Below are 20347 nucleotides of genomic sequence, written 5' to 3'. Positions count from 1 at the left end.
GGGCGTTCTTCAGTGGCGGCGGTGCGCGGCGTAATGGGCCAGTTCTTCCAGCAGGCTGCCGCGCGCGCCGAACGGCGCGATGGCGCCGAGCGCGTCGCCGGTCAGCTCGGCCAGCCGGGTGTGCGACGCCTCCAGGCCGATGATCGAGGGGAAGGTGGGCTTGTCGGCGGCGGCGTCCTTGCCGGCGGTCTTGCCGATCACCGCCGACTCGCCTTCCACGTCGAGGATGTCGTCGCGCACCTGGAAGGCGAGGCCGACCGCGTAGGCGTAGCGGTCCAGCGCGTCCAGCGCCGCGTCGTCGGCGCCCGACGCCAGCGCGCCCAGGCGCACCGCGGTGCGGATCAGCGCACCGGTCTTGCAGGCGTGCATGTGCTCCAGTTCGGCCAGGCCGAGCCGGCGCCCGACCGCGGCCAGGTCCAGCGCCTGCCCGCCGGCCATGCCCTCGGCGCCGCAGGCGCGGCCGAGCACGCGCAGCATGTCCACGCAGCGGGCGGGCGCCGCTGCGGCGTGCGGGTCGTGCGCGAGGATCTCGAAGGCCAGCGCCTGCAGCGCGTCGCCGGCGAGGATCGCCATCGCCTCGCCGAACACTACGTGGCAGGTCGGGCGGCCGCGGCGCATGGCGTCGTCGTCCATCGCCGGCAGGTCGTCGTGGACCAGCGAGTAGGCGTGGATCAGCTCCACCGCGCAGGCGGGCGCATCGAGCCGGGGGCCATCGATACCCAGCGCATGGCCGGCGGCATAGACCAGCAGCGGCCGCAGCCGCTTGCCGCCGCCGAGCACGGCGTAGCGCATGGCGCGGTGCAGTTCGATGGGCGGATGGTCGTCGGCGGGCAGCACTTCGCCCAGGGCGCGGTCAGCGCGGGCGATCAGCGACTGCAGGGCCGGACCGAGTTCAGGATTCGGGTTCAAACGGTTCGGCGGTGTCGGGGGCATCGGGGTCGAGCAGCAGGCGCACGCGCAGTTCGGCCTTGTCCAGCGCCTGCTGGCAATGCCGGTAAAGGCCGATGCCGCGTTCGAAGGCGGTCAGGGAATCGTCCAGGCTCAACTCGCCGCCTTCCATGCGGGCGACCAGTTGTTCGAGTTCGTCCAGCGAGTGTTCGAAATCGACAGCGGGGGCGAGCTTGGCGGAGGTGGACTTGACCATGCCGGGCAAGCTAACGCAGCCCCCGGGAGGAATCAATCGGCAATGGCGACGCAGGCCCGGCAAACCGCCTGGCGACTGGCCTGCGGCGCATGCGCCGTAGGCTTCGGTTCAGTCGCCGGGCTGCCAGCGCGGCCGCGCCGACGCCTGCTCGAAGAGCGCCTGGGCGGGCGCTCCCTGCCAGCGGTCGCCCACCGCGACCAGTTCGCCGTCGAGGTACAGCAGCGGGCAGGCGTTGCGTTGCCAGGGCGGCATGGCTGCCTGCTGGAACAGGTCGCGCAGCTCGCGGTGGTGGCGGTCGCCGGCCGGGCGGATCCGCTCGCCGCCGCGGCGCAGGCGCACCTGCAGCGGCGCGGCGAGCCGGGTTTTGGGTTCCAGGCGCAGGCTGCCGCCGTCGGGCAGGGCCAGCGGCTCGCCCTGCCACGAGGCCTGCCATTGCGGGTCGATGGCCGCCTGCGGCGGGCGCGCCCAGAGCCGCCCCTTCCACACGTGCAGTTCGGCGCCGGCCCAGCGGATGCACGGCAACTGGCCGGGCCGGGCGCCGCACTGGCGCTCGATCTGCCGGCGCTGCGCGGTGGTCGGCGAGGGCAGGCCGCGGCGATGCAGCCAGTGGTCCAGCAGCGGCCCGCGCAGGGCCGGCGCCAGCGCCAGCCAGCCGGCGGCGTCTAGGCTGCCGCTGGCGGGATCGTGCAGCCGTTCCAGCGCGGCCAGCCACGGCTCCCGCAACGCCTCGGCGGCGGCGCGGCACAGGGCGGCGCTGTGCAGGATCGAATCGACCGCGTGCGGCCAATGCCGCTCCAGCCGCGGCAGGATGTCGTGGCGCAGGCGGTTGCGCGCCAGCGCGGTATCCGCGTTGGAGGGGTCGTCGATGCAGGCCAGCCGCTGCGCCGCCGCATAGTCGCGCAGCATCGCGCGCGGCAGGTCGAGCAGGGGCCGCCACAGTCGCCCCGCGCCGAGCGGCCGCTGGGCGCGCATGCCGCCCAGGCCCTCCGGTCCGGCGCCGCGCAGCAGCTTGAGCAGCACGGTTTCGGCCTGGTCGTCGCGGTGGTGGCCGAGCAGCAGCCATTCGCCCGGCCGCAACTGCGCGGCGAACGCCCGGTATCGCGCGCGTCGCGCCGCGGCTTCCGGGCCTTCCCCGTCGCGCTCCACCGTCACCGGCCGTACTTCGCAGTCCACCCCCAGCCCCGCGCAGAAGTCCGTGCAGTGCGCGGCCCAGGCGGCGCTGTCCGCGTGCAGGCCGTGGTCGACGTGGAGCGCGCGCAGCCCCCGCGCGCGCGCCGCGGGCAGTTGCGCCAGCGCGTGCAGCAGGGCGGCGGAATCGGGGCCGCCGCTGAAGGCGACGCAGAGCGCGCCGGCCGGCGCGGCCGCCAGGGCGGCTTCCAGGTGCGGGATCAGCGGCCGCGTCACTTCTTGCCGACGCGGGGACGCACGTAGATGTGCTTGCCGTTGCCGATGTGGCGTTCCTCGGTCTCGAACAGGCCGATGCCGTTGACCAGGCCGCTGAGCTTGGCGTAGCCGTAGTTGCGCGAATCGAAGTCGGGCGACTGCTTGTTGATGATGCTGCCGATCGCGCCGAGGCCGGCCCAGCCGGTGTCGTCCGAGGCGGCCTCGATCGCGTTGCGCAGCAGGTTGAGCAGCTTGGTGTCGCCGCGCAGCTCCTTGGCCGAGCGCTGTTTCGGCGCGGCCGACGCCTCGGCCTCGGCTTCGGCGGAGGAGGCCAGCACCTCGGTGTAGATGAACTTGTCGCAGGCGGTGCGGAACGGCTCGGGCGTCTTCTGCTCGCCGAAGCCGTAGACGATGCGGCCCGACTCGCGGATGCGCGAGGCCAGCCGGGTGAAGTCGCTGTCGCTGGAGACGATGCAGAAGCCGTCGAAGCGCTCGGCGTAGAGCAGGTCCATCGCGTCGATGATCATCGCCGAGTCGGTGGCGTTCTTGCCCACGGTGTAGCGGAACTGCTGGATCGGCTGGATCGAGTGGCGCAGCAGCGCCTCCTTCCAGCCGTTGAGGTCGGGCTTGGTCCAGTCGCCGTAGATGCGCTTCACGTGCGCGGTGCCGTATTTCGCGATCTCGGCCAGCAGCCCTTCGACGATCGCCGGCCGTGCATTGTCGGCGTCGATCAGGACGGCGAGTTTCAGGGTGGTGACATGGGCCATGGTGCGGGCTCGTCGGCGGCGGTAGCGCCGACTTTAGTAGCGATGCCGCGGCGAGGCCATCGCCGCGGCGGGCGGGTCACGGCAGGGCGCCGGCCTCGCGCAGGGATCGCTTGAGGCTGTCCACGCCTTCCCAGCCGGAGAATTTCTTCGCCAACCGGCCGTTGCGGAACACGTAGTAGGTCGGCATGGCCCAGCTGTCGAGCATCGGCCATTCGCGTTCGTCCCAGGCGACCCGCATCGGCAGGTCCGCGAACTGCCGGTTCCAGGCGGGCACCGCAGCCAGATCGCTGGACGCATTGGACAGCCACGTGGAATGCCTGGCGAACAGCGGTCGCAGTTGCGCATCGCCCTCGATGGCGCGTGCCGCATCCTCGCTGAAGTGGCATCCGGCGATCACCACGATGCGCAGGGGCCCATCCAGGTCCACGGGTTCGCGGCGCATCGTATGCGCGCGCGCGTCGATGCCGAGTGCGGTGGGCTGGCCTGCCGGCAGGGTCCCGGCCGGCACGTAGGCCGGCAACGGCACGGTATCCATCTTCGGGTGTGCGTGCCGGAGCGCGGCGGCCGCGTTGAACTGGCGGTCGGCCACCAGGGCATCGTAGAGGTCTGCGTAGTCCTTGTCGTCGGCCATGCCGCGCCGCTGCATTTCGGCCAGGACCCTGCGCGACTGATCGAAGTCGGCGGCGGATCTGACCTGTTTCGTGACCGTGCCGGTAGCACGGTGGAGCAGGCGCAGGTCCGGCGCATCGACCTGCCGCAACTGTGCGGCCGTCCGATACGCCCCAAAGGCCTGGTCGTAGGCTCGCTGGACCTGCGCGTCCATCTGGGCGTCGGACAGCGAGGCGCCTTGCCCGCTGGTGACGAAGGTGTCGTAACCGCGCTCGATCGCACTCTCGGGGCATCGGGCGGGAGCGCACCCGCGTTGCCTGGCGGCCGCGACGCGCTCGGCATGCAACTGGGCCTGCCGTGCGGGAGTCAGTCCATCGTCCTTGCCCGCATAGGCTTCGAGGCCAAACAGCGCATAAAGCGCCACCATCTGCGGATGGGTCAGTTCGCTGCCCGGATCGTCCAGGGATGCTCCGCGCAAGCCGCGTTCGCCGAATTTCAGCCCGGCCAGGAACCGCTTGCGTCCCCCCGGCGACAGAGCATCCAGCGGCGAGCGGCCCGGCGGCGTGTCGTGCAGGTAGCGGTCCAGCTCGGCCTTCGAGGCGATGGGCGGGCGCGCCGGCGGCGCTTGCGCCGCGATGGCGAAGGCCGGCAGGCCGAGGGCGAGCAGTGCGGCAAGCAAGCGGTTCATGGCGGTCCCTGCGCCGTCAGCGATGCGGCAGCGCCTGGAACCTAGCGCATGGAAGCAGGCAAAGGCAAAAGCCGCTGCCCGCGGTTCACTGCGGCGCCGTGGACGGCCGCATGCCGGCCCGCGTTTCTTGGTGCCTTTTCACGATCCCAAGGCCCTTCCATCGGAGCGTCATCCCAGCGGAAGCTGGGATCCAGCGTCTTCGACTTTTTGGAGCGNGTCACTGGATTCCTGCTTGACCAGCCCTTCGGCTGTTGAAAAGCGCCTCGCAGGAATGACGAGAAAGTGCAGGGATGACGAGAGGCGATTGATCGACCGATGGATCGTGACCAGGCTCCCAGGGCTTATTCCTGATAGGCCCCGTAGCCGCGCAGGCGCTGGTAGCGCCGTTCCAGCAGGTCGGCGAGCGGCATCGCTGCCAGTTCGTCGAGCTGGTTGAGCAGTACGGCCTTCAGGCGCACGGCCATCGACTGCGGGTTGCGGTGCGCGCCGCCCAGCGGTTCGCGCACCACCTTGTCGATCAGGCCCAGTTCGAGCAGGCGCGGGGCGGTCATGCCGAGCGCCTCGGCGGCGTCCTTGGTCTTTTCGCCGCTCTTCCACAGGATCGAGGCGCAGCCTTCCGGGGTGATCACCGAATAGGTCGAATACTGCAGCATCAGCGTGCGGTCGCCCACGCCGATCGCCAGCGCGCCGCCGGAGCCGCCCTCGCCGATCACCGTGCATACGATCGGCGTCTTGAGGTCGGCCATTTCCAGCAGGTTGCGCGCGATCGCCTCGCTCTGGCCGCGTTCCTCGGCGCCGATGCCGGGGTAGGCGCCCATGGTGTCGATGAAGGTGAGCAGCGGCAGGCCGAAGCGCTCGGCCATCTTCATCAGGCGCAGCGCCTTGCGGTAGCCCTCGGGACGCGGCATGCCGAAGTTGCGCTTGATCTTGCCCTTGGTGTCGCGCGCCTTCTGGTGGCCGATGATCATCACCGGGCGCCCGCCGATGCGGCCCAGGCCGCCCACGATGGCGCCGTCGTCGGCATAGGCGCGGTCGCCGGCCAGCTCGTGGAACTCCTCGCACATCACGCTGATGTAGTCGAGCGTGTAGGGGCGTGCCGGATGGCGCGAAAGCTGGGTGGTCTGCCACGAGTTGAGGTTGCGGAAGATCTCGGCGGTCTTGACCTTCAGTTTCTCGCGCAGGCGGCGCACTTCCTCGTCGATGTTGAACGCCTGGCCGTTGCTGGCATGGCGAAGCTCTTCGATCTTCGCTTCCAGTTCGGCGATCGGTTGTTCGAAATCGAGGAAGTTGGGGTTCATTCGTTGCGGTTCATGGCACGGAAGCGACGCAGTATAACGGGCCGGGCGGCAAGGCGAGAACGGCGCCGTATGGCATGGGCGGACAAGCCGCGGGCGGCGGCCCCGGGGCCGGCTTTCAGTCCTGCCGGACGATCCGCAGCTTCGCCGCCTCCACCCCCGGCAGGCTCCGGACGGCGCGCAGCAGCTCGGGGATGGCGTCCACGCGCCAGGCCTCGCCCAGCTCCAGGTCGGCCTGCGCGGTCGCGTTGTGGTAGCCGTGCAGCACCACGCCGGCGCGGCCGCCGCGGTAGCCGGCCAGGGTCTGCTGCAATTGCTGCACGAAGGCCGGCTGCACCCCGTTCAGTTTCAAACGCAGCAGCCGGGCGTGCTTGCGGCAGGCGTCGGCCAGGGTGGTCGCGCTGCGCGCGCGCAACTGGAAGCCGCCGCCGGAGAAGTCGTCGATGCGCAGGCCGCCTTCGACGATCAGCATCTCGTCGCGGGTGAGCAGCGGGGCCACCTGCTGGTACAGCTCGCCGAAGAAGCTCACCTCGATGATGCCGGTGCCGTCTTCCAGCCGCACGAAGGCGTCGCTGTCGCCGCGCTTGCGCACGCCGGTGACCATGCCGGCCACCGTCCACGGTGTATCCGGGCCGCGGCGGAAGCGGTTGTTGTCGCCGTCGTCGTTGCGCCGGGGCTTCGGCGGCTGGTAGCGCTCGGCGATCTCGCCCAGCGGGCAGGTGGAGAGCTGCGCCAGCTCGTCCTTCCACGGGTCGGTGGGATGGCCGGACAGGTAGTGGCCGAGCGTGTCGCGCTCGCCCTGCAGTTTCTGCTCCAGCGGCCATTCCGGCGCGGTGGGCAGGTCGATCTGTACCACCGGCGCGGCCGTGCCCATCGCCGCGCCGAACATGTCGTTCTGGCCGGACTGGCGGTCGCGCAGGTGCTGCTCGGCGGCCTTGATCGCATCCGGCAGTTGCAGCATCAGGCTGGCGCGGGTCGGCGCGAGCGCGTCGAGCGAGCCGGACAGGATCAGCGCCTCCAGCACGCGGCGGTTGAGCTTGCCCGGATCGACCCGGCGGCAGAAGTCGGCCAGGTCCCTGTACGGGCCGTTGCGCTGGCGCTCCTCGACGATCGATTCGCAGGCGCCCTGGCCGACGCCCTTGATCGCGCCCAGGCCGTAGCGGATCGTCCGGATGCCTTGGCGTCCGGACGAAGAGGGCGCGCCGGGCTCCACCGCCACGAACATGAAGTCCGATGCGTTCACGTCCGGCGGCAGCACGGTCAGGTCGATCGCGCGCGACTCGTCCAGGAAGGTCACCACCTTGTCGGTGTTGTCCATGTCCGAGGAGATCGTCGCGGCCATGAACTCGGCCGGGTAGTGCGCCTTCAGCCACGCGGTCTGGTAGGACACCAGCGCGTAGGCGGCGGCGTGCGACTTGTTGAAGCCGTAGCCGGCGAACTTCTCCATCAGGTCGAAGATTTCGTCGGACTTGCTGCTGCTGAGACCGTCCTTGGCCGCGCCCTCGCGGAACTTGGCGCGCTCCTTCGCCATCTCCTCGACTTTCTTCTTGCCCATCGCGCGGCGCAGCAGGTCGGCGCCGCCGAGCGTGTAGCCGCCCACGATCTGCGCCATCTGCATCACCTGTTCCTGGTAGACCATGATGCCGTAGGTCTCTTTCAGGACGGGTTCGACGCGCGGGTCGGGGTATTCGACTTCCTCGCGGCCGTGCTTGCGCGCCACGAAGTTGGGGATCAGGTCCATCGGGCCGGGGCGGTACAGCGCGCCCAGCGCGATGAGGTCCTCGAAGCGGTCGGGCTTGGCGTCCTTGAGCATGCGCTGCATGCCGGCCGATTCGAACTGGAAGATCGCCACCGTCTTCGCCTTGGCGAAGACCTCGGCGTAGGTGTAGGCGTCGTCCAGCGGCAGCGTGGCGATGTCCAGCGGCGCCTCGCCCTGCGCGGCGCGGCGCGCGTTGATCGCCTTCACCGTCCAGTCGATGATGGTGAGCGTGCGCAAGCCGAGGAAGTCGAACTTCACCAGGCCGACGGCTTCCACGTCGTCCTTGTCGTACTGGGTCACCACGCCGCCGCCGCCCGGTTCGCAGTACAGCGGCGCGAAGTCGGTCAGCGGGGTGGGCGCGATCACCACGCCGCCGGCGTGCTTGCCGGCGTTGCGGGTGAGGTTTTCCAGCTTCAGCGCGAGGTCGATCAGGCTGCGCGCTTCCTCGTCCTGCTCGTACAGCTCGCAGAACTCCCTGACGACGCGCTCGGGCTCCTTCTTGGCCTTTTCGCTGCGACCCAGCACGCACGAGAGGGTGAGGTCGAGCGGGCGCGCCGGGACCAGCTTGGCGATGCGGTCGACCTGGTTGTAGCCGAAGCCGAGCACGCGGCCGGAGTCGCGCAGCACCGCCTTGGCCGCCATCGAGCCGTAGGTGATGATCTGGCTGACGTGGTCGCGGCCGTACTTGCGCGCCACGTAGTCGATCACCTCGTCGCGGCGGTCCATGCAGAAGTCGATGTCGAAGTCCGGCATCGACACGCGTTCGGGATTCAGGAAGCGCTCGAACAGCAGGTCGAACTGCAGCGGGTCCAGGTCGGTGATCTTCAGCGCCCAGGCCACCAGCGAGCCGGCGCCCGAGCCGCGGCCCGGCCCCACCGGGATGCCGTTCTGCTTGCCCCAGTTGATGAAGTCCGCCACGATCAGGAAGTAGCCGGGAAAGCCCATCTTGATGATGACGTCCAGCTCGCGCTCCAGCCGGGCCTCGTAGTCGGCCAGGGTGTGGCCGGCGGCGAGCGGCGCGGCGGCCAGGCGCTCGCTGAGGCCCCGCCGCGACAGTTCGCGGATGTGGCTGTCGAGGTCGTAGCCTTCCGGCACCGGGAAGTCGGGCAGGTAGTAGGTGCCGAACTTCAGCTCGAGCGTGCAGCGCTTGGCCAGCTCGACGGTGTTCTCCAGCGCCTCGGGCAGGTCCGCGAACAGCGCGGCCATTTCCTCCGGCGTCTTCAGGTATTGCTGGTCGCTGTAGTCGCGCGGGCGCTTCGGATCGGCCAGCACGCGGCCCTGGTTGATGCACACGCGCGCCTCGTGCGCCTCGAAGTCGTCCTGGCGCAGGAAGCGCACGTCGTTGCTGGCGATCACCGGCAGGTCGAGCTCGCCGGCCAGCGCGAGCGCGGCGGTGTTCCAGTGTTCCTCGCCGTCGCGGCCGCAGCGGGTCAGTTCCAGGTACAGCCGGTCCGGGAACAGCCGCGCCAGCGGGCGCAGTTTCGCCAGCGCCGCGTCGATGCCCTGGTTCGCCGCGATGCGGCCGACCTCGCTGTCGCGGCCGAGCAGGGCGATCAGCCCGCCGACCGCCTCGGTGCCGAGCCAGCCGGCCTCGACCAGGGCGCGGCCGCCGTGCTGGCCCTCGCGCCAGGCGCGCGACACCAGGCGCGACAGGTTGAGGTAGCCGTCGCGGTGCTGGCACAGCAGGCTGAGCCGCCACGGCCGCGGGTCGTCCGGCGCGCTGATCCACAGGTCGCTGCCGCCGATCGGCTTGATGCCGGCCGCGCTGCAGGCCTTGTAGAACTTCACCAGCGCGAACATGTTGCATTCGTCGGTCAGCGCCACCGCCGGCATGCCGGCGCGCACGCAGGCATCGACCAGCGCCTTGATGCGGATGGTCGAGTCGACCAGCGAGTATTCGCTGTGCAGGTGCAGGTGGACGAAGCGAGCGGACATGCAGACTCACGCAGTGAGCGAAGGATGCCCGGAGCGCCGGGCATCCCGGGAAGGCTAACCGTGGCGCAGACCGCCCACAAGCTTGACAGCCGCCGCGTCAGCGGAAAACGACGCGGCGGCGCGACCGGCGCCGGGCCAGGCCGATTGCGGGTGCCGGGCGGCGGCGCTAGGCTGGCGGCTCCATCCGGGGAGAATGTCATGCGCAGGATCGCGTCAGTTCTTTTCGCCGTATTTTTCTGCCTGGCCGCCAGCGCCGCCGTGAAGCCGGGCGACGTCCCGCCGGATGCCCTGGGCAAGACCCGCGACGGCCAGCCGGTCACGGTGTCGTCGCTGCGCGGCAAGGTGGTGGTGGTCAGCTTCTGGGCGACCTGGTGCCGCTACTGCATGAAGGAGATGCCGGTGCTGGTCGGCGTGCAGCAACTGGCCACCGAGCGCCGCCTGCCGCTGCAGGTGGTGTCGGTGAACTCCATGGAAAGCCGCCAGACCTTCGTGCACAGCGCCCGCGCGCTGCATTCGCGCTTCCCGGAACTGCTGCTGAGCTGGGACAGCGACGGCGCCATCGGCAAGCCGTACGGCGCCGACAAGGGCATCCCGGTGATGGTGATGCTGCACCGCGACGGCACCGTCGCCCACGTGCACGTCGGCTACGGCGAGGACATGCTGGAATCGCTGCTCGCCGAGATCAACGCGCTGCTGGCCGAGCCGGAACCGCCGGCCGCGACGCAGGCGTGAATCGGCCGGGCCTGCGCGCGGCCGCCGCGTTCAGTGCACGTGGAAGCGGTCGTCCTCGGCCGCACGGTCGATGTAATGGTCCAGTTCGCGCACGTTGAGCGGCTGCCGGTCGTAGTCGACGTGCGGCGGCATCGCCTCGGCGAGGTCGATCTTGCACAGCGTCGCATCGGCATCGGCGGTTTCCGTGGCCTTGGGACGGCGGGCGAGAGAGCGGAGGAAGGTAAGCATCATGGCACGACTCCTCAGGGTCGAATCAGCGCGCAGATGACGGGTTTCATGCGGCGTCTGGGCGTAGCCAAACAACATCCGTGCCGGACCGGAAGGCCGGCGACCGCCGGCTTCGCTTCCTTGCTGGATAGGATGCGCCGACGCGCGGGAAAGTTGCATAAACGGATGGCATACGGCGGCGGCGAAACAGGCCGTGACAGCCATCGAAGCCGTGCGGCGGAACGCGGCGTGGGATCGCGCCGGCGACCGGCCGTCGCCGTCAGAACAGCACGCCCTGGTCGAGCATCAGGCGCACCGGGGCGAAGCTGCGCCGATGCTGGGGACAGGGGCCCAGCCGCTCCAGCGCGGCCAGGTGCGCGGGCGTGGAATAGCCCTTGTGGCGGGCGAAGCCGTAGCCGGGGTGCTGCCCGTCCAGCGCGTGCATCAGCCGGTCGCGGGTGACCTTGGCGAGGATCGAGGCCGCGCTGATGGCCGGTTCCAGCGCGTCGCCGCCGACGATCGCGCGGGCGGTGCAGGGCAGGTTCTTCGGCAACTGGTTGCCGTCGATCAGCGCATGCCGGGCGGCCACCGGCAGGCCGGCCAGCGCGCGGCCCATCCCGGCCATGGTGGCCTGGAAGATGTTGATCCGGTCGATCTCGTCCACCTCGACCAGCACCACGCTCCAGGCCAGCGCACGGCCGACGATCTGCGCATAGAGCGCCTCGCGGCGCGCCTCGGTGAGCTTCTTCGAATCGTCCAGGCCCTCGATCGGGCGGTCCGGGTCGAGGATCACCGCGGCCACCGCGAGCGGCCCGGCCAGCGGCCCGCGGCCGGCCTCGTCGACACCGGCGACGAGGAGGTCGCCGATGGCCGCTGCCTGCGCGGCTGGCCCGGGCGCGGGCGCGGGCCTGCGCCGGGCACCGACCCTATCCAGCGGCACGGTCGGCCTCCACCAGCTCCGCGACGGCCGCGGCGGCGCATTCCCCGGCATGACCTTCGAGGTCGCCGCGCAGTGCCTGGTGCAACTGCTCGAACGCGGCCACGATGCGGCCGCGGCGCTCGCTGTCGCGGAACAGGTCCAGCGTGGCGGCGGCCAGGTTGGCGGCGGTGCAGTCGTCCTGCATCAGTTCGGGCACCAGCGGTTTCTCGCTGAGCCCGCAGGCGCGCGCGAGGATGTTCGGCAGCGCGTAGATGTCGGTCTTGAGCATGTTCATTGCGCGGGCGATGCGGTAACTCAGCGGGGACACGCGGTAGCCGACCACCATCGGCCGCTTCGCCAGCATCGCCTCGAGCGTGGCGGTGCCGGAGGCGAGCAGCACCACGTCGGCCGCCAGCATCGCCTCGTGGGCGTGGCCGTCCAGCAGCAGCGGCGCGCTCTCGTCGCGCGGGCCTTTCGCCAGCAGGGTCTTCAGCCGCGCGTGCACGCGCTCGTTGGCCGCCGGGATCACCACGCGCAGGCCCGGCAGGGCGGCGCCCAGGCGGGCCGCCGCCTCGACGAAGGCCGGGCCCAGCCGTTCCAGTTCCGACAGCCGGCTGCCGGGCAGCACCGCCAGCACCGGGGCGTCCTGCGGCAGTTGCAGGGCCTCGCGCGCGCCGACGCGGTCGGACACCAGCGCGAAGCGGTCGGCCAGCGGATGGCCGACGAAGCGCGCGTCGATGCCGTGGCGGGCGTAGATCGGCGGCTCCATCGGGAACAGGCAGAGCACGCGGGAGGCCGAGCGGCCGATCTTCTCCGCACGCTTCTCGCGCCAGGCCCACACCGAGGGGCTGACGTAGTGCACGGTGCGCACGCCGGCCTCCTTCAGGCGCCGTTCCACGCCGAGGTTGAAGTCCGGCGCGTCGATGCCGACCATCACGTCCGGCTTAGCCTCGAGCAGGCGCGCGACCAGGGCCTTGCGCAGGCGCAGCAGGCGCGGCAGGTGGGCGACCACCTCGGCGAAGCCGAACAGCGACAGCTCGCCCATCGCGTACCACGACTCGAAGCCTTCGCGCTGCATGCGCGGGCCGCCGATGCCGACGAAGCGTGCGTGCGGGTAGCGCCTGCGCAGCGCGGCGATGAGCTCGGCGCCGAGCTGGTCGCCGGAGTCCTCGCCGGCGACGATGGCGATCAGCGGCTGGCGGTTGGCTGTGTCAACGGTAGCCATGGCTCGACGATACAGGCAAAAGCCGGGCGCCGCATGCGGCCCGCCGGCGCCGTCGCAGGGGCATTCAGCGTGCGAGCGCGCGGTCGCTGCGTGCCAGGAAATCCATCATGGCGCGCACGTCCTCGCTGTCCTCGGCCTGGTCCATCAGCTTTTCGCGCGCTTCGGGCAGCGACAGGCCGGCCATGTACAGGGTGCGGTAGGCGCGCTTGATCGCCGCGATGCGGGTGGCGTCGAAACCGCGGCGCTTCAGGCCCTCGCTGTTGATGCCGCGGGGGCGGCCGTGCTGGTCGTTCGCCATCATCACGAACGGCGGCACGTCGGAGCCGACCAGGCAGCCCATGCCGATGAAGGCGTGCGCGCCCACCTTGCAGAACTGGTGCACGCCCGAGTAGCCGGACAGGATCGTCCAGTCGCCGATCTCCACGTGCCCGGCCAGCGCCGAGTAGTTGGAGAACACCACGTGGTTGCCGACCATGCAGTCGTGCGCGATGTGCACGTAGGCCAGCAGCCAGTTGTCGTTGCCGATGCGGGTGATGCCGCCGCCGTCGCCGGTGCCGCGGTTGATCGTGGTGAATTCGCGGATCAGGTTGCGGTCGCCGATCACCAGCTCGGTGCGCTCGCCGCCGAACTTCTTGTCCTGCGGTGCGCCGCCGATCGAGGCGAACTGGGTGATGCGGTTGTCGCGGCCGATCCGGGTCGGCCCCTCGATCACCACGTGCGGGCCGATCGTCGTGCCCTCGCCGATTTCCACCTCCGGGCCGATCACGCTGTAGGCGCCGACGCTCACATCGCGGCCGATGACGGCGGAAGGGTCGACCTGCGCGGTGGGGTGGATCATTTATCGGCCCTCGCGGCGCACATCAGCTCGCAACTGGCGACCTCCTTGCCGGCGACCAGCGAGCGGGCGACGAACAGGCCCATGCCGCGCATCAGGCGCTTCAGCGACACTTCCATGCGCAACTGGTCGCCCGGCACCACCGGCGCGTTGAAGCGCGCGTTGTCCACCTTGGCGAGATAGAACAGCGGGCTGCCGCTGTCGCCCTTCAGGCGGCTGCTGATCTGGGTCAGCAGGCCGGCGGTCTGCGCCATCGCCTCGACGATGAGCACGCCCGGCATCACCGGATGGCCCGGGAAATGGCCCTGGAAGAACGGCTCGTTGATGGTCACGTTCTTCAGCGCCACCACGCTGGTGTCGGGGACCAGCTCGATCACGCGGTCCACCAGCAGGAACGGGTAGCGGTGCGGCAGCAGCTGCTGGATCTGTTCGACGCTCACCGGCAGGCTTACGGTCGCGGTCTTGTCACTCATCGTTACTGTCCTTCTCCAGCGCCGATAGGCGGCGCGCGTACTCGTCCAGGTGCTTGAAGCGGGCGGCGTTCTTGCGCCACTGGCGGTTGTCCTGCAGCGGCGTGCCCGAGGAATACTCGCCCGGCTCGCGGATGGAGTGCGTGACCAGGCTCTTGGCGGTAATGGTAACCCGGTCGGCCAGCTCCAGATGGCCCAGCACGCCGGCATTGCCGCCGATCATGCAGTAGCGCCCGATTTTCGCGCTGCCGGCCACCGCGGCGCAGCCGGCCATCGCGGTATGCGCGCCGACGTGGACGTTGTGGGCGATCTGGATCTGGTTGTCCAGCCGCACGTCCTCCTCCAGCACGGTGTCGTCCAGCGCGCCGCGGTCGATCGTGGTGTTGGCGCCGATCTCGCAGTCGTCGCCGATGCGCACGCCGCCGAGCTGGGGCAGCTTGATCCAGTGGTCCGCGTCGAAGGCCAGGCCGAAGCCGTCCGAGCCGATCACCGCGCCCGGATGCACCAGCACGCGCCTGCCCAGGGTCACCCGGGTCACCAGGGTGACGCGCGCCACCAGGCGGGACTGCGCGCCCACCGTGCAACCGGCGCCGACGATGCAGTGCGGGCCGAGCACGGCGCCGTCCTCGATCACCGCGCCGTCGTCCACCACGCAGCACGGGCCGATGCTGGCGGTGGCCGCCACGCGGGCGCCGGGGGCCACCACCGCGCTGGCGTGGATGCCGGCCGGCGCCGCCGGCAGCGACTCGAACAGGGCGGCGATCTTCGCGTAGGCGACATAGGGGTCGCGGGCGACCAGGGCCGCGACGGGGCAGGCGGACAGGTCTTCCGCACGCAGCACCACGACGCTCGCGCGGGTGGCGGCCAGTTGTGCGGCGTACTTGCTGTTGGACAGGAACGTCAGCCTGCCCGGGCCGGCGCCGGCCAGCGTGCCGACGCCGGCCACGGCCGTGTCGGGATCGCCGTGGCAGGCCAGGTCGAAGCGCGCCGCAAGCTCGGCCAGGGTGTAGGAAGGGTTCGCGCTCACTCGGTGTCTCCATGCCGCGCCGGGCATTGTAGGGCTTGCGCCGGCCGCCTGCGCGGGCGCGCCGGGCGGTGGCACAAAAGGAAAAGCGCGGCCGGGCCGCGCTTCCTCGATCCGGCGTCCCGGCGGCCTAGAACTGGCTGCCGAAGGTGAACTGGATGCGTTCCTCGTAGTGCTTGTCCTCGTCCTTCGAGCGGATCGGCACGGCGAAGTTGATGATCAGCGGGCCGATCGGCGCCTGCCACTGCAGCGACAGGCCGGTGGAGGCGCGCAGGTCCTTGGCCTTGAAGCTCTGGTAGTCGCGGTAGGCGTTGCCCACGTCGAAGAACCACGACACGCGGGCGGTGTTCACGTCCTTCAGGAACGGCAGCGGCAGGAACACCTGGGCGGTGCCGAGCACCTTGAACGCGCCGCCCAGCGGTTGCGCGTAGTAGTAGGGGCTGTTGTCGCAGCGGCCGTTCTTGTTCGGCTGGATCGGCGAGCCGTCGCTCATGGTGCCCACGCAGACCTTCGGGCCGAGCGTGTTGTCCTGGAAGCCGCGCACGTCGCGCACGCCGCCGGAGTAGAAGTTCTCCCAGAACGGGAAGTCGAGCTTCTCGCCGGCCTTGTAGTCGCCGAAGCTGCGACCGTAGGTCTGGTTGCCGTAGGTCTTGCCGTAGCCCACCTGGCCGTCCAGGTACAGCACGAAGCCCTTGCCGATCGGCCAGTAGTGGTTCGCTTCCAGGTTGAGCTTCCAGAACTGCACGGTGGAGCCGGGCAGGGCGATGTCCGACGAGGCCGACAGCAGGCCGCCGCGGGTCGGCGCCCAGTAGCCGTTGCGGGTGTCGTGGTTCCAGCCCAGGGTGCCGGTCCACGAGTGGATGGTCTCGTGGCCGAGGGCGTTCTGGTAGTTGATCAGTTGCTGGGGCGTGGCGGCATAGCAACGCCTGGAGGTTCCGTCCGGGTTTTTGGTCCTGTCGATGGATCCATCGAAGTTGTAGCAGGGAGCGGTCAGGTTGATCTTGTTGCTGCTCAGCCCGAGGCCGACGCGCAGGCCGTCGGTTTCCGTGATCGGGATGCCGAGGTAGGCGGAGAAGCCCTTGGAACTTGTCGAGTAGTTCACGAAGTCGGAGTTGACGTCGCCGAAGTCGGTCTTCGAGTAGGTGGCGGTGTAGCCGATGCCGACGCCGCTCTCGGTGAGATAGGGGTTGTAGTAGCTCGCGTTGATGCGCGTGTAGTAGCTGGCACGCTCGGCGCCGATGCTGAAGCTGTCGCCGGTGCCGAGGAAATTGTTCTGCGACACCGAGGCGGACAGGATCATGCCCGAGTACTGCGAGTAGCCGATGCCGAACATCAGGCTGCCGGCGGACTGCTCCTCCACCTTCACCGTCACGTCGACCTGGTCCTGCGTGCCGGGGACCAGCGCCTTGTCGATGTCGACCTTCTTGAAATAGCCCAGGCGCTGCAGGCGGGTCTTGGAACGGTCGACGGCGGCCTGCGAGTACCACGAGCCTTCCAGCTGGCGCAGCTCGCGGCGCATCACGTCGTCCTCGGTGCGGGTGTTGCCGTTGAACACCACGCGGCGCACGTACACGCGCTGGCCCGGCTCGATGAACAGGGTCAGGTCGACGGTGCGCTTGGCCTTGTCCAGCTTCGGCACCGGGGTGACCTTGGCGTAGGCGTAGCCGATGTTGGCGAGGATCGCCTTGATCGCGTCGGAGCTGGCCTCGACCGCGCCGCGGTTGAAGGTCTCGCCCTTGCGCACGAACACCAGCCTGCGCAGGGTTTCCTCCGGCAGGATCAGGTCGCCCAGCAGGTGCACGTCGGAGACGGTGTAGATCTCGCCTTCCTTGATGCTGGCGGCGATGTACATCGCGCGCTTGTCCGGCGCGATGGTGACCTGGGTGGAGTCCACGCCGAAGTCGGCGTAGCCGCGGTTCATGTAGTACGACTGCAGCTTCTCCAGGTCGCCGGAAAGCTTCTCGCGCGAATACTGGTCGTCCTTGGAGTACCACGACATCCAGTTGGTGGTGTCGGACTCGAAGTCCTTGCGGATCGCCTTGTCGCTGAACGCGGTGTTGCCGACGATGTTGAGCTGCTTGATCTTCGCCACCTTGCCTTCGCGGATCTCGATGTCGATCGCGACGCGGTTGCGGTCCAGGCGGGTGACGTGTGGGTCGACCGACACGTTGTACTTGCCGCGGTTGTAGTACTGGCGGATCAGCTCCTGCCGCACGCGGTCCAGCGACAGCCGGTCGAAGGTCTCGCCCTCGGACAGGCCGATCTCCTTCAGGCCCTTGCGCAGGTCCTCTTCCTTGATGTCCTTGTTGCCGCGCAGGGTGAGCTTGGCGATCGAGGGACGCTCGACCACCTTGATCACCAGGATGTCGCCTTCGCGGTCCAGCTCGACGTCGCTGAAGAACTTGGTCTGGTACAGCGCGCGGATCGCCCGCTGGGCGTCGTCCTCGGTCAGCCGGTCGCCCTTGTTCACCGGCAGGTAGTTGTAGACCGTGCCGGCCGAGATGCGGCTGAGGCCCTCGATGCGGATATCGGAAACGACGAAGGGATCGAACGCCAGCACGTTCGCGGAGAGGGAGGCAAGCAGGATCAGGGCGGCGATACGCTTCATCGTCGATTCCGTTGGGTTATTCCGACGGGGCGGCCGAAACGGCCACCCCGATCAAGGCATGAGGCCGGGTGGTGCCCAGCCTCGAAGAAGGGTCCGCGTGCCGCGGGGCGACGGCGCCGCGGCGCATCCGCGCGCCATCGCCGGGGGCCTGTCCGGCCCGGCCGGCGGCGGCGCGGCGGTTGCGCTCAGTCGCATCGCCGGTCACGACAGCAGCATGCGGTGGATATCGTTGTAGAACGCCAGCCCCATCAGGGTGAACAGCAGGGCCAGCCCCACGTATTGGCCGGCGATCATGGTCCGTTCGCTGACCGGGCTGCCTTTGACCAACTCGATAAGGTAGTACAGCAGGTGGCCGCCGTCCAAGACGGGGATGGGCAGCAGGTTGAGCACGGCCAGGCTCAGCGAGACCAGGCCGAGGAATTCCAGGAACCACGGCAGGCCCATGCTGGCCGTGGCGTTGGCGACCTGGGCGATGCCGATCACGCCGGACAGGTTCTTGGTGGAAGCCTGGCCGCTCAGCATCTTGCCGATCATGTTGAACATCGAGGCGGTGCGGTCCCAGGTGGTCGCGAACGAGGCGGCGAGCGCCTTGAACGGGCCGTAGTGGCGCGTGGCGGCCTCCATCTGCGGCGCGCCCACGCCGATCACCCATTTCTCCGGCTGGCCTTCCAGCGACGCCATGCGCGCCGTCACGGTGAACTGCAGCGGCTTGCCGGCACGCTCCACCGCGAGGACGAGCCGGGGCGACTTGGCGGCCTCGGCGGGCAGCAGGGTGCTGAAGGCGGCGAAGTCGGCCACCGGCTGGCCGTTGACGCTGAGGATGCGGTCGCCGCCCTGCAGGCCGGCCTGCGCGGCCGGCTCGCCGGCCATCACGGTGGCGGCGACGGCGGGCGGGGGCGCCAGCTTCAGGCCCAGCTTGTCGAGGTACTGGCCGATGTCCTGGCCCGCCGGCAGGCGGTCCAGCGGCAGGGTGAGCGCGCGCTCGCGGCCGTCCGGGTCGCGCACCTGCACGGCCAGCGGCTCGCGGCCGAGCATGGCGTTGGCCACCGCGTCCATCGAGTCGCTCCAGGTGGCCACCGGCCTGCCGCCGATGGCGAGCAGGCGGTCGCCCGGATGGATGCCGGCCTGGGCGGCCATGCTCTGCGGCGCGGCGGTGACCACCGGCGCCACGTCCGGCTTGCCCAGCATGAACATCAGCCAGAACGCGACGAGGGTGAAGATCAGGTTGAAGCCCGGGCCGGCGACCACGATGGCGATGCGCTGCCACACCGGCTTGCCGGTGAATTCCTGCGCGGCCAGCGCCGGATCGACCTCGCCCTCGCGGGCGTCGAGCATCTTCACGTAGCCGCCCAGCGGGATCATGGCGACCTGATATTCGGTGCCGTCGCGGCCGACCCGCTTCCAGATCGCGCGGCCGAAGCCCACCGAGAAGCGCAGCACCTTGACGCCGCAGCGCCGCGCGACCCAGTAGTGGCCGAATTCGTGAAAGGTCACCAGCACGCCGAGCGTGACCAGCAACCAGAACACCGAGCCGAGGAAAGGATTCATTGACTCAAGAATATCAGCATGCGTTGCGCAGGATGCGCCGGGCGGCGTCGCGGGCCGTCTGGTCGCGTTCACGAAGGGTCTGGACATCGACCACGGGCTGCGCCGTCAGTTCCGCAAGCACGCCCTCGACCACGTCGGCGATCGACAGGAACGGCAGCGCCCCGGCAAGGAAGGCATCCACCGCCACCTCGTTGGCGGCGTTCAGCACCGCCGGCGCGTCGCCGCCTGCGCGCAGCGCCTGGAACGCCAGCGCCAGGCAGCGGAAGGTGGCCAGGTCCGGCGGCTCGAACGCCAGCGGGGCGCTGGCCGCCAGGTCCAGCGGCGCCACCCCGGCCTCGACGCGGCCGGGCCAGGCCAGCGCATGGGCGATCGCCGTGCGCATGTCCGGGTTGCCCAATTGCGCCAGCACCGAGCCGTCGACGTATTCCACCAGCGAATGCACCAGGCTCTGCGGGTGCACCAGCACCTCGATCGCATCGGCGCCGGCGCCGAACAGGTGATGCGCCTCGATCACCTCCAGGCCCTTGTTCATCAGGGTGGCCGAGTCGACCGAGATCTTGCGGCCCATCGACCACTTGGGGTGCCGGCAGGCCTGGTCGGGCGTGACGCCGGCCAGTTGCGCCCGCGTGCGGCCGCGGAACGGGCCGCCCGAGGCGGTGAGGATCAGCCGCCGCACGCCGCTGCCGCGCAGGTCCGGGCGGCCGCCCGGCAGGCACTGGAAGATCGCGTTGTGCTCGGAATCGACCGGGATCAGCTCGCCGCCGCCGGCGCGCAGCGCCTCCAGCAGCAGTTCGCCGGCCATCACGATCGATTCCTTGTTGGCCAGCAGCAGGCGCTTGCCGGCACGCGCCGCGGCCAGGGTGGAATCCAGCCCCGCCGCGCCGACGATGGCCGCCACCACGGTGTCGCATAGCGGCCCGGCCGCGGCCGCGGCGATCGCCTCCATGCCGCTGGCGACCTCGCAGCGCACGCCGGCCGCGGCGAGCCGGCGCGCCAGCTCGGCTTCCAGCGACGGGTCGGCGATCACCGCCAGTTGCGGCCGGTGGCGCACGCACAGTTCGGCCAGTGCCTCGACCTGCCGGTGCGCGGTCAGCACCGTGGCGCGGAAGCGCTCGGGGTGGCGCGCGACGACGTCGAGCGTGCTGCCGCCGATCGAGCCGGTGGCGCCGAGCACGGCGACGTTGCGGAGAGCCATGGCG

The 20347-nt window shown here is 70.2% G+C and carries 17 protein-coding genes; 1 reads left to right on the top strand and 16 read right to left on the bottom strand.

Annotated elements, in window-relative coordinates:
- Positions 1 to 9 precede the first annotated feature (9 nt).
- From ASG87_RS04755 to dnaE, 7 genes are all read right to left on the bottom strand, one after another.
- Positions 10 to 909, bottom strand: coding sequence for a farnesyl diphosphate synthase (locus ASG87_RS04755; RefSeq protein WP_056001612.1), 900 nt, complete (start codon positions 907 to 909; stop codon positions 10 to 12).
- A complete protein-coding gene (locus ASG87_RS04750; RefSeq protein WP_056001609.1) occupies positions 893 to 1144 on the bottom strand; it encodes an exodeoxyribonuclease VII small subunit in 252 nt (83 codons plus the stop codon). Before ASG87_RS04750 ends, ASG87_RS04755 begins: the two co-directional genes overlap by 17 nt.
- 108 nt (positions 1145 to 1252) lie before the next feature.
- Complete coding sequence (gene tilS, locus ASG87_RS04745) at positions 1253 to 2548, bottom strand: tRNA lysidine(34) synthetase TilS (protein WP_056001606.1); 1296 nt, start codon at positions 2546 to 2548, stop codon at positions 1253 to 1255.
- Positions 2545 to 3294: an NYN domain-containing protein gene (locus ASG87_RS04740; RefSeq protein WP_056001603.1), complete on the bottom strand. Its 750-nt coding sequence runs from the start codon at positions 3292 to 3294 to the stop codon at positions 2545 to 2547. Before ASG87_RS04740 ends, tilS begins: the two co-directional genes overlap by 4 nt.
- Before the next feature lie 76 nt (positions 3295 to 3370).
- Positions 3371 to 4591: a hypothetical protein gene (locus tag ASG87_RS04735; protein ID WP_056001599.1), complete on the bottom strand. Its 1221-nt coding sequence runs from the start codon at positions 4589 to 4591 to the stop codon at positions 3371 to 3373.
- A 341-nt stretch (positions 4592 to 4932) separates the two neighbouring features.
- Positions 4933 to 5889 (bottom strand): acetyl-CoA carboxylase carboxyltransferase subunit alpha, encoded by a 957-nt coding sequence (locus tag ASG87_RS04730; protein ID WP_056001596.1) that lies wholly within the window; start codon positions 5887 to 5889, stop codon positions 4933 to 4935.
- Between the two features lie 115 nt (positions 5890 to 6004).
- Positions 6005 to 9580: a DNA polymerase III subunit alpha gene (dnaE, locus tag ASG87_RS04725; protein ID WP_056001593.1), complete on the bottom strand. Its 3576-nt coding sequence runs from the start codon at positions 9578 to 9580 to the stop codon at positions 6005 to 6007.
- Between the two features lie 198 nt (positions 9581 to 9778).
- Between dnaE and ASG87_RS04720 the strand changes: the two genes are divergently transcribed.
- Complete coding sequence (locus tag ASG87_RS04720; protein ID WP_056001590.1) at positions 9779 to 10312, top strand: TlpA disulfide reductase family protein; 534 nt, start codon at positions 9779 to 9781, stop codon at positions 10310 to 10312.
- A 30-nt stretch (positions 10313 to 10342) separates the two neighbouring features.
- Here ASG87_RS04720 and ASG87_RS04715 read toward each other — a convergent pair whose 3' ends face one another.
- The 9 genes from ASG87_RS04715 to ASG87_RS04675 form a co-directional block, all read right to left on the bottom strand.
- A complete protein-coding gene (locus ASG87_RS04715) occupies positions 10343 to 10543 on the bottom strand; it encodes a hypothetical protein (protein WP_056001586.1) in 201 nt (66 codons plus the stop codon).
- A 256-nt stretch (positions 10544 to 10799) separates the two neighbouring features.
- Entirely contained in the window at positions 10800 to 11387 is a 588-nt protein-coding gene (gene rnhB / locus ASG87_RS04710) for a ribonuclease HII (protein WP_056001758.1), read from the bottom strand.
- A 58-nt stretch (positions 11388 to 11445) separates the two neighbouring features.
- A complete protein-coding gene (lpxB, locus tag ASG87_RS04705; RefSeq protein WP_056001583.1) occupies positions 11446 to 12663 on the bottom strand; it encodes a lipid-A-disaccharide synthase in 1218 nt (405 codons plus the stop codon).
- Between the two features lie 64 nt (positions 12664 to 12727).
- Positions 12728 to 13501, bottom strand: coding sequence for an acyl-ACP--UDP-N-acetylglucosamine O-acyltransferase (gene lpxA / locus ASG87_RS04700; protein ID WP_056001580.1), 774 nt, complete (start codon positions 13499 to 13501; stop codon positions 12728 to 12730).
- Complete coding sequence (fabZ, locus tag ASG87_RS04695) at positions 13498 to 13971, bottom strand: 3-hydroxyacyl-ACP dehydratase FabZ (RefSeq protein ID WP_056001577.1); 474 nt, start codon at positions 13969 to 13971, stop codon at positions 13498 to 13500. Before fabZ ends, lpxA begins: the two co-directional genes overlap by 4 nt.
- Positions 13964 to 15022 (bottom strand): UDP-3-O-(3-hydroxymyristoyl)glucosamine N-acyltransferase, encoded by a 1059-nt coding sequence (gene lpxD, locus ASG87_RS04690; RefSeq protein ID WP_056001574.1) that lies wholly within the window; start codon positions 15020 to 15022, stop codon positions 13964 to 13966. Before lpxD ends, fabZ begins: the two co-directional genes overlap by 8 nt.
- A 100-nt stretch (positions 15023 to 15122) precedes the next feature.
- Positions 15123 to 17600, bottom strand: coding sequence for an outer membrane protein assembly factor BamA (gene bamA / locus ASG87_RS04685; protein WP_056001572.1), 2478 nt, complete (start codon positions 17598 to 17600; stop codon positions 15123 to 15125).
- Positions 17601 to 17801: 201 nt separating this feature from the next.
- Positions 17802 to 19148 (bottom strand): RIP metalloprotease RseP, encoded by a 1347-nt coding sequence (gene rseP, locus ASG87_RS04680; RefSeq protein WP_056001569.1) that lies wholly within the window; start codon positions 19146 to 19148, stop codon positions 17802 to 17804.
- 13 nt (positions 19149 to 19161) lie between these two features.
- The gene (locus ASG87_RS04675) at positions 19162 to 20343 is read right to left on the bottom strand and encodes a 1-deoxy-D-xylulose-5-phosphate reductoisomerase (protein ID WP_082582749.1); all 1182 of its coding nucleotides are present in this window, start codon (positions 20341 to 20343) and stop codon (positions 19162 to 19164) included.
- Between the last annotated feature and the right edge of the window lie 4 nt (positions 20344 to 20347).

The organism is Frateuria sp. Soil773, from assembly GCF_001428405.1.
GTDB lineage: Bacteria > Pseudomonadota > Gammaproteobacteria > Xanthomonadales > Rhodanobacteraceae > LMSL01.
Note: the sequence above shows the minus strand (reverse complement) of the source record. Positions and strands in the feature narration are given on the sequence as shown.

Bases quoted from the DNA above. Each gene is read 5' to 3' on its own strand.
- ASG87_RS04750 (WP_056001609.1), bottom strand. From the start codon at position 1,144: ATGGTCAAGTCCACCTCCGCCAAGCTCGCCCCCGCTGTCGATTTCGAA.
- ASG87_RS04740 (WP_056001603.1), bottom strand. From the start codon at position 3,294: ATGGCCCATGTCACCACCCTGAAACTCGCCGTCCTGATCGACGCCGAC.
- ASG87_RS04735 (WP_056001599.1), bottom strand. From the start codon at position 4,591: ATGAACCGCTTGCTTGCCGCACTGCTCGCCCTCGGCCTGCCGGCCTTC.
- ASG87_RS04730 (WP_056001596.1), bottom strand. From the start codon at position 5,889: ATGAACCCCAACTTCCTCGATTTCGAACAACCGATCGCCGAACTGGAA.
- dnaE (WP_056001593.1), bottom strand. From the start codon at position 9,580: ATGTCCGCTCGCTTCGTCCACCTGCACCTGCACAGCGAATACTCGCTG.
- ASG87_RS04720 (WP_056001590.1), top strand. From the start codon at position 9,779: ATGCGCAGGATCGCGTCAGTTCTTTTCGCCGTATTTTTCTGCCTGGCC.
- ASG87_RS04715 (WP_056001586.1), bottom strand. From the start codon at position 10,543: ATGATGCTTACCTTCCTCCGCTCTCTCGCCCGCCGTCCCAAGGCCACG.
- lpxB (WP_056001583.1), bottom strand. From the start codon at position 12,663: ATGGCTACCGTTGACACAGCCAACCGCCAGCCGCTGATCGCCATCGTC.
- lpxA (WP_056001580.1), bottom strand. From the start codon at position 13,501: ATGATCCACCCCACCGCGCAGGTCGACCCTTCCGCCGTCATCGGCCGC.
- fabZ (WP_056001577.1), bottom strand. From the start codon at position 13,971: ATGAGTGACAAGACCGCGACCGTAAGCCTGCCGGTGAGCGTCGAACAG.
- lpxD (WP_056001574.1), bottom strand. From the start codon at position 15,022: ATGCCCGGCGCGGCATGGAGACACCGAGTGAGCGCGAACCCTTCCTAC.
- bamA (WP_056001572.1), bottom strand. From the start codon at position 17,600: ATGAAGCGTATCGCCGCCCTGATCCTGCTTGCCTCCCTCTCCGCGAAC.
- rseP (WP_056001569.1), bottom strand. From the start codon at position 19,148: ATGAATCCTTTCCTCGGCTCGGTGTTCTGGTTGCTGGTCACGCTCGGC.
- ASG87_RS04675 (WP_082582749.1), bottom strand. From the start codon at position 20,343: ATGGCTCTCCGCAACGTCGCCGTGCTCGGCGCCACCGGCTCGATCGGC.